The following is an 8,429-nucleotide window of genomic DNA, read 5'->3' on the forward strand; positions in this document are numbered from 1 at the left end:
GGATCGACCGGATCAGGATAGATGCCTTGGAGAGCCAACAAGCCTGTGATAGTTGTGAATTCATAACCGAGTGCGCGTGCAGCAGCGATCATTTCCAACAAAGCTGCCGGAGTAGTGGCGGCTGAGCTGTTCCCATGCAACAAGAAGATGGAGCCGGGAGTCAAGTTGTTCACGACGGCGGAGCTGACTTGAGCAGCCGTCATAGTGCCTGACCAGTCACGCGTGTCCACCGTCCAACCGATCGTATAGTCATAGCCGAGCGTGCCGGCTGTCGTAAGGACGGTAGTGTTCGTTGCCCCCATCGGAGCGCGGAAGTAAGGTTTTGTACTTGTGCCGGAAGCGTTTTGGACCAGCTGCTCAAGGTTGTTGAGATCGGTGGTCAATTGGGCTGCCGTCATTTGGGTGGCATCGTCATGGCTGAAGGTGTGGTTGCCGATTTCATGGCCTTGGGCGATGATGTCATCGATCAAGGTCGGATCGGTCAATCCATTCAGGAAGAAGGTGGCTTTGACATTCAGAGTGGCTAAGTTCGCCAATATTTCGCGGAGATTGTCTGCGTCCGAAGCATCGCTGATTGTAAGGGAAACGACTTTTTCGCCTGTCGTTACCTGATTGATCAGCTGTGAAAGGACGGTTTCGACCGGATCGACCGGATCAACTGGGTCGGTCGGGTCTTCCAAGTAGACGCCATCCAATTGGATCAGATCACTGATTGTCGCGAAGGAGTAACCAGCTTCACGGGCCGAAGTGATAATTTCGTACAAGGAACCTGGTGTGTTGGCGGATTCAGGAACAGCATGCATCAAGTAGATGGCACCTGGTGATAATTGGTCCAACACGTTGAAGGCAATTTCTTCAGAAGATAATGTTCCAAGGTAATCCAAGGTATCGACTGACCAACCTACAGTGTAGGTATAGCCAAGGCTGCCGAGCGTTTCCAAAACAGACTGATCGTAGTCCCCGTATGGCGGACGGAAGAGTGGTCTGGATGTTGCGCCTGTCGCATTTACGATTTTGTTTTCCAATGCGTTCAGCTCAGCCGTAAATTCTGCGATGGTCAAGTAGGTAGAGAATTCATGCGAGTAACTGTGGTTCCCCAGTTCATGCCCTTGGGAAACGACTTGATACAGCATGTCCGGATCGGCTGTGCCGTCCGCGAAGAAAGTCGCTTTGACGTCCAATTCAGCCAAAGCATCAAGGACGCCCTGCAAGACCTCGCTGTCTCCAAGATCGTCAAAGGTCAAGGAGATTACTTTTTGGTTTGTGTCTACCTGTTCGATGAATTGGGAGACGCCATCAGAAATTTCTCCGGAACCATTATCACTGCCATCATCATAGACGCCTTCCAGCGCCATCAATTCGTCGATCGTGACGAATTCATAGCCTTGACTGCGGGCTTCTGCGATAAGGTACCAAAGGGATTGCGGCGTGCCGACAGCAGTCGGATTCGCATGCATCAAGTAGATTGAGCCTGCATCCAGATAATCAGTTACGCTGGCTGCAATCTGCGTTTCGGATAAACCTTCCCAGTCGCGTGTGTCCTGCGTCCAACCGATCGTATAAGCATAGCCGAGGCTGCCTAGTGTTTCAAGCACGGCATCGTTATAGACCCCTGCTGGAGCACGGAAATAAGGTTTGGAGGATACTCCTGTAGTTTGCAGAATGTAATCTTCCATCAGTTCCAAGTCATAAGCCAATTCATCAGCTGAAAGGGATGTGGAATCGTCATTGTGGGAATAAGTATGGTTCGACAGTTGGTGTCCGGTTGTGACCAGTTCGGCCATCAATCCGGGGTCGGTTGTGCCGTTCAGGAAGAAGGTGGCTTTGACGCCGAGGTAGTTAAGGTTGTAGATGATGTCGGCCAGGTTGGTGTAGTCGTCACCGTCATCAAACGTAAGTGCAATGACATTGCGGCCAGTATCGACATGGCTGACGAAGCGGGATGGTCCCGTTCCGTAATCCGGTTCTTCGACAACTGGATCGGTAACTACGGGTTCTTCACCGACATAGATGCCTTGATAAGCCAACAGGCCTGTGATGGTCTCGAAGCGGTAACCAAGTGCCTGTACTGCTGCCACCATCTGCAGGATTGCTGCAGGTGTCGCAACTGCATCGGCGCTGCCGTGCAAAAGAAGGATGGCTCCAGGGGACAAACTGTTCACGACAGCGGTACTGATTTGGGATGCTGTCTGTGTGCCGCTCCAGTCGCGGGTTTCAATTGTCCAACCGATGGCGTATTGATAACCGAGACTGCCGGCTGTCGCCAAAACGGTAGAGTTGGTTTCGCCCATCGGTGCCCGGAAGTAAGGTATTGTGCTTATGCCGGATGCATCTTGGACGAGCTGCTCAAGATTGTTGAGGTCCGCCGTCAATTGTGATTGGGTCATTTGGGTGGCATCTTCGTGGCTGTAGGTATGGTTGCCGATTTCGTGGCCTTGGGCGATGATCTCATCGATTATGCTTGGATCGGTCATGCCGTTCAGGAAGAAAGTGGCTTTGATTCCCAAAAGTGCGAGATTATTGAGGATCTGCCTTACATTCTCGGTTCCGGATGCGTCACTGATGGTCAAGGAGATGACCGGCACATCGGTGTTGACTTGGTTCACGATTTCAGATGGTGTAGTGGTGCTTGGCGGATCTGGATCAGGATCAGGGATCGTTTCACCAGGTTCCTCACCGGGGTTTGTCGGATAGGAGCCCTCTAAAGCGAGCAAACCGCTGATTGTAGCGAAGTTGTAGCCGAGCTGACGGATGGCTGTGATCATCTGCAACAAGGCTGCGGGAGTTGTGTTGGCGGAAGCATTTCCGTGCATAAGGAAGATGGCGCCCGGTGCCAAGTTGTTCACGACTGCTGAGCTGACTTGGGCTGCGGTCAATGTGCCGCTCCAATCGCGGGTATCGACGGTCCAGCCGATTGTATACATGTACCCCATGCTGGCAGCAGTAGCAAGGACTGCATCATTTGTGGCTCCCATCGGCGCCCTGAAGTAAGGGCGGGTAGTGGCTCCACCTGTGCTGTCCTGCACCAAAGTTTCCATAGCATTTAGTTCCCAGATGACTTCATCAACGGTCATTGCGGTGGCGTCATCGTGCGTGTAGGTATGGTTGCCGATTTCATGCCCTTGTTGAATGATCTCGTTGATCACTGTGGGATCAGTCAAACCATTCAGGAAGAAAGTGGCTTTCACATCCATAGTGGCCAAGTTGGCAAGAATCTCGCGGACGTTTTCGGCATCCGACGCATCGCTGATGGTCAAGGAAATGGTTTTTTCGCCGGTAGAAACTTGGTTGATGACTTCTGATAGGATATCATCCGAATAATCCTCTTCAATGGGTGTTTCTTCTTCGGTTGCAAAATAACCACCCAATGCCAACAAATCGCTGACAGTAGAGAAGCCGTAGCCAGCTTGTTTCAGCGCTGCAATCGAATACCACAAGGATTCTGGTGTGTTGGCTGCGCCTACGCTAGCATGCATCAGGACAATCGAACCAGGTCTGACATTATTAACAACCGCGTTGCTGACTTCAGTAGCAGAAATGCCGGTCCAATCGAGTGTATCGACGTCCCAACCAATCGTGTATTGGTAACCAAGGCTACCGACCGTGTCCAAAACGGAACTGTTGTAGGATCCATAAGGGAGACGGAAGAAAGGCAGGGAAGAGGTTCCGGTCGTTTCTTGGATATAATCTTCCATCAGATTGATGTCGTTCGCTAAGCCGGATGAAGATAATGTCGCGGAGTCACCATGAGAGTAAGTATGGTTCGCCAATTGATGGCCGTCCGCAACGATCTGTTGCAGCAACGAAGCGTCAGCATCACCGTTCATGAAGAACGTAGCCTTTACGCCCAAATAGTTCAAATTATATAGAATGTCGGAAAGGTTTCCGTAAGAATGGCCGTCATCGAATGTCAGAGCGATCACGTTTTCTGTGATATTCACTGAGTTGATGATTTGGGAAGTTCCCGAGAAATTGCTGACTGCGGCTGCAGCCATCATTTGCATCGGTTCTTCGATCGGAGCAATTGTTGCGGGTTCTTCGATCGGAGCAATTGTTGCGGGTTCTTCGATCGGTGCAATTGCTGCGGGTTCTTCCGAAACTTCTGACGGTTCTGTCGGAACGGTCGGACTTTCAACAGGCACTTCCGTTACGATCGGATTTTCCGTTTCGGGTACCGGTAGTTCTGTTGGGTTTTCGATTGGTAAGGTCGTATCAGGTGCAGGTGTTTCCGTGGTAGTTGGTGTTGTGTCGGTTGCTTCCAGTAGGATAGCTTCCTCAGCGGGCGTGGTCGCCGGTGGGGTCGTTTCTGTGGTGGTTGGTTGCGGATCTGCCGTTTCTGCCAGCGGTTGTTCTGCTGGCGTTGCAGATGTCTCCGGTATCTGGTTGTCAGGTACGGGCACTTCTGTGGACGGAGATTCCGTAGGTGTTGTTGCGGGTGTGTTTGCGTCAGCGGTGTCCATCACTGTTTCCGGCAGCGGAATACCTGGCGGCTGTTCATTGAGAATGGGCTCTTGGAGTGTGGTTTCAGTTATCCCTGTTGTCCCTTCCGTTGCTGCAGATACATCTGTCAGCGCGCCGTAAATCGTAAATATGACTAAGAAAGGAGGCAGTATCATAAATCTTTTTTTCATAATTCAGCCCTCCTTTAATCGCTAAATCTGAAAACAAGCCTATTCGGTTAAGTGATTCTTTTGCTGTGGGGGAGTTGTATGCTACGTAACCATCAGGACCATCTCCTTATTATTGAAAATAAACGTGGAATGAGCCGGAAACAGTGTAAGAGGTCAAGTGCTGATAGGTTTATTCGCCTGCTTAACTTAACCACTTTATGTTATTATAACGCAAATTAAAGCGTTTTAAAAGTATTTGAGAAGGTTCGGTCAATTACAAAAAGCATCCGTTGAGGGATTTGTGAGGCTATGCTAAAGTTGGTGCATGATATTTTGCGATAGGTTTGCGTTTTTGTTAAGTTTTTGAATATCCCTTTTTCATTCGCCGGAATTGTTCTATACTTGATGAAGCGATATTAAGTAGGGTGATGGGCTGCTATGCAGCCGCATTGCGCAGAAAGAGGCTCAAATCGATGAATGACACAAGAAGCAATTATTTTAAGAAGAAAAAAAGGAACCGAATCATTATTCTATCATTGGTGGGTTTTGCCCTCGTCGCTTTCGCGCTGTTCTGGACTGTCTACGACGATGTGGAGAGCACGCTGAAAACTGTTTTTGAAGATGTCGAAACGGAGAATATGCGGAAAGAGGAAGTTTCGGTAGATGCGACCCATCCGATTTCGTTCGCGCTGTTGGGTATCGACATGTATGGGGATGGGATCGCGGAAGGTAGCGGTCGTTCGGACACCATTATCGTTGCGACGGTCAATCCTAAGACCAAAAAGACTACGATCGTCAGTGTGCCGCGCGACAGTTACGCCGAGATGGTGGGCTATGAAACGAATATGTATCCGGAGTACAACGACAAGATCACTCATGCCTACGCATTCGGCAGTACCCAGATGGCCATCAACTCTATCCAGGAATTCCTGAACGTGCCGATCGACTATTACGTCGAGATCAATATGCAGGGGCTGCATGACATTGTCGAAGCAATCGGCGGCATCGAATTGACGAGTCCGTTGACTTTCGAGTTTGAGGGTTCTTCCTTCGTTGAAGGCGAAACGGTCATAGCGGATGGTTGGGATGCTTTGGCTTTCGCACGGATGCGCAAAGAGGATCCAGAAGGCGATTTAGGTCGTCAGAACCGCCAACGGATGGTCATCAAAGCAATTTTGGATAAGCTGATCAGCATCGACAGCGTCACGAACTACAAAAAAATCCTCAGTGCAGTGGAAGTGAACATCCAAACCAATCTTTCCTTTGAGGATCTGTTGGATATCAAGTCAGGCTATGTGGATGCCTTGGACACGTTCACGCAACTTTCAATCGCTGGGGAAGAATTGTATTATGATGAAATCTATTATTATTATGTGGATCCTGAAGAGCGCTTGCGCATCGCCAATACGCTGCGTGATGAATTGGAAATCGATCAGGTGCAGTTGAGCGACATGAATCTATCGGACGCGGACTCATCCTTTGGCTTTGGCCAGATGACCAGCGCCGGATCGGTTACAGGAACTTCCGATTTAGACAGTGTCGAAGAACCGGATGAAGTAGCAAACAATTAATCGCGGCACCAATGAAAAAGAAAATAAACGAATAACAGTCAATCGGAAAGAGGGATATTATGTCAGTATTAGTAACAGGCGGAGCCGGCTACATCGGCAGCCATACCGTAGTGGAATTATTGAACGCAGGCCAAGAAGTGGTCATCGTCGACAACTATTCGAACAGCAAACCGGAAGTGCTGAACCGGATCAAAACGATCACCGGAAAAGCACCGACTTTCTATGAAGTGGACGTTTTGGACCGCGAAGCATTGGACGCAGTATTCGCAAAAGAGAAAATCGACTCGGTCATTCATTTCGCCGGTTATAAAGCAGTGGGCGAATCCGTATCGAAACCGATCGAATATTACCACAACAACATCACGAGCTCTTTGGTATTGTGCGATGTGATGCGCAGCCATGGTGTGAAGAAGATCGTCTTCAGTTCTTCAGCTACGGTCTACGGCATGAACAACGTGTCACCGTTGACGGAGGATCTGCCGACTAGTGCAACGAACCCATACGGCTACACGAAGGTCATGATCGAACAGATCCTCCAGGACGTAGCGGTTTCCGATTCCGAGTGGAGCATCGCCTTGCTGCGCTACTTCAATCCGATCGGTGCGCATGAGTCAGGACTGATCGGCGAAGACCCGACCGGCATCCCAAACAACCTGATGCCTTACATCACGCAAGTGGCGGTCGGCAAATTGCCGCGTCTGAGCGTTTTCGGGGATGATTACGACACACATGACGGCACCGGCGTACGTGACTATATCCACGTCGTCGACTTGGCGTTGGGCCACATCAAAGCTCTGGAAAAGATCAAGGATACGGAAGGTGTCGGCATCTATAACCTCGGTACCGGGACAGGCTACAGCGTGTTGGACTTGACTTATAACTTCCAGAAAGCCACAGGCGTCGAAATTCCGTACACAATCATCGACAGACGCCCAGGGGATGTCGCGACTTGCTATGCGGATGCGACGAAGGCGAAAGAAGAACTGGGATGGACGGCCCAGAAGACATTGGCGGACATGTGCCGTGATTCCTGGAATTGGCAAAAGAATAATCCGAACGGTTACGAAGCGTAGTTTATCCGCTGAAAGAGCCTGGGCTGCGGCATCGCTCATCCGATTGGATGCGTGCCGTAGCCCTTTTTCTGTCCTATGTTGATTCTTTTTTGGCGGCATCTTTGTTATAATGGAACAGACTATACGAAGAAAGAGGGAGTCCCATGACAAAAGTACGCAAAGCTGTAATACCTGCAGCAGGTTTAGGAACGCGATTCTTGCCGGCAACGAAAGCGATGGCAAAGGAAATGATGCCGATCGTGGATACACCGAGCATCCAATATGTGGTGGAAGAAGCCATGGCTGCCGGCATCGAAGAAATCATCATCATCTCTGGGAAGGGCAAGAGTCCGATCGAGGATCATTTTGACGTAAACATCGCTTTGGAAGAAAACTTGAAGGAAAAAGGCAAGACGGCAATGCTGGAATTAGTTCAACAGACGAACATTCCGCACATCCATTATGTGCGCCAAGCCTACCCGCATGGACTGGGCGATGCCATTCTGCAGGCCGAGGCTTTCATCGGCAACGAACCTTTTGTCGTACTTTTGGGCGATGACATCATGCCGAGCGAAATCCCGTTGGCGAAATCTTTGATGGATACCTACGATGAAACCAAGGGCGGCGTCGTTGCGACGATGCGCATCCCTGAGGATATGACGAACCGATACGGTATCGTCGACATCAAGGAGAAGGTCGGCGAACATATCTACAGCGTCAACCACTTCATCGAAAAACCGGCTCCGGAAGAAGCACCAAGCAACCTTGCCATCATCGGCAGATATCTGTTGACGCCGGAAATATTCGACATTCTGCGCAACCAAGCGCCGGATGCCGGGAACGAAATCCAGCTGACCGATGCGATCGAATCTTTGAACGCGATCCATCCGCTTGTCGCTTATGAGTATACGGGCAAGCGCTATGACGTGGGCGATAAATACGGCCTGTTGATCGCGAACATCGAATTCGGACTGGAAAATAAAGACACAGCCGACAAGATGCGCCCTTATCTGAAAGAATTAGCAAAGGAATTAAAGAACAAAGCATAACGCGTTGCAGTGACAGGAGTAGCTTCTATATACCCAGACCCGGATCAAGCCGGTCCGAGTGCTCCGTCATGCCCAACGTCAGGAAGGACAACTAATGGAAAACAAACCTTTTTTCAGCATCGTGATCCCGGCCTACAATTGTGCCGG

General features: G+C 50.1%; 4 protein-coding genes. 3 read left to right on the forward strand and 1 reads right to left on the reverse strand.

Annotated elements, in window-relative coordinates; all coding sequences use genetic code 11:
* On the reverse strand, positions 1 to 4,631 hold a 4,631-nt coding region (locus WBV27_RS13010; protein ID WP_424202552.1), incomplete at its 3' end, for a polysaccharide deacetylase family protein.
* A 452-nt stretch (positions 4,632 to 5,083) separates the two neighbouring features.
* Here WBV27_RS13010 and WBV27_RS13015 point away from each other — a divergent pair.
* The 3 genes from WBV27_RS13015 to galU all read left to right on the forward strand — a co-directional run bounded on the left by WBV27_RS13015 (position 5,084) and on the right by galU (position 8,282).
* Positions 5,084 to 6,181, forward strand: a complete 1,098-nt coding sequence (locus WBV27_RS13015) for an LCP family protein (RefSeq protein WP_424202553.1) — start codon at positions 5,084 to 5,086, stop codon at positions 6,179 to 6,181.
* 59 nt (positions 6,182 to 6,240) lie between these two features.
* On the forward strand, positions 6,241 to 7,254 hold the full coding sequence (gene galE / locus WBV27_RS13020) for a UDP-glucose 4-epimerase GalE (RefSeq protein ID WP_424202554.1): 1,014 nt from the start codon (positions 6,241 to 6,243) through the stop codon (positions 7,252 to 7,254).
* 143 nt (positions 7,255 to 7,397) lie between these two features.
* Positions 7,398 to 8,282: a UTP--glucose-1-phosphate uridylyltransferase GalU gene (gene galU, locus WBV27_RS13025; RefSeq protein WP_424202555.1), complete on the forward strand. Its 885-nt coding sequence runs from the start codon at positions 7,398 to 7,400 to the stop codon at positions 8,280 to 8,282.
* Positions 8,283 to 8,429 lie beyond the last annotated feature (147 nt).

Source organism: Trichococcus sp. (assembly GCF_049589555.1).
Taxonomy (GTDB): Bacteria; Bacillota; Bacilli; order Lactobacillales; family Aerococcaceae; genus Trichococcus.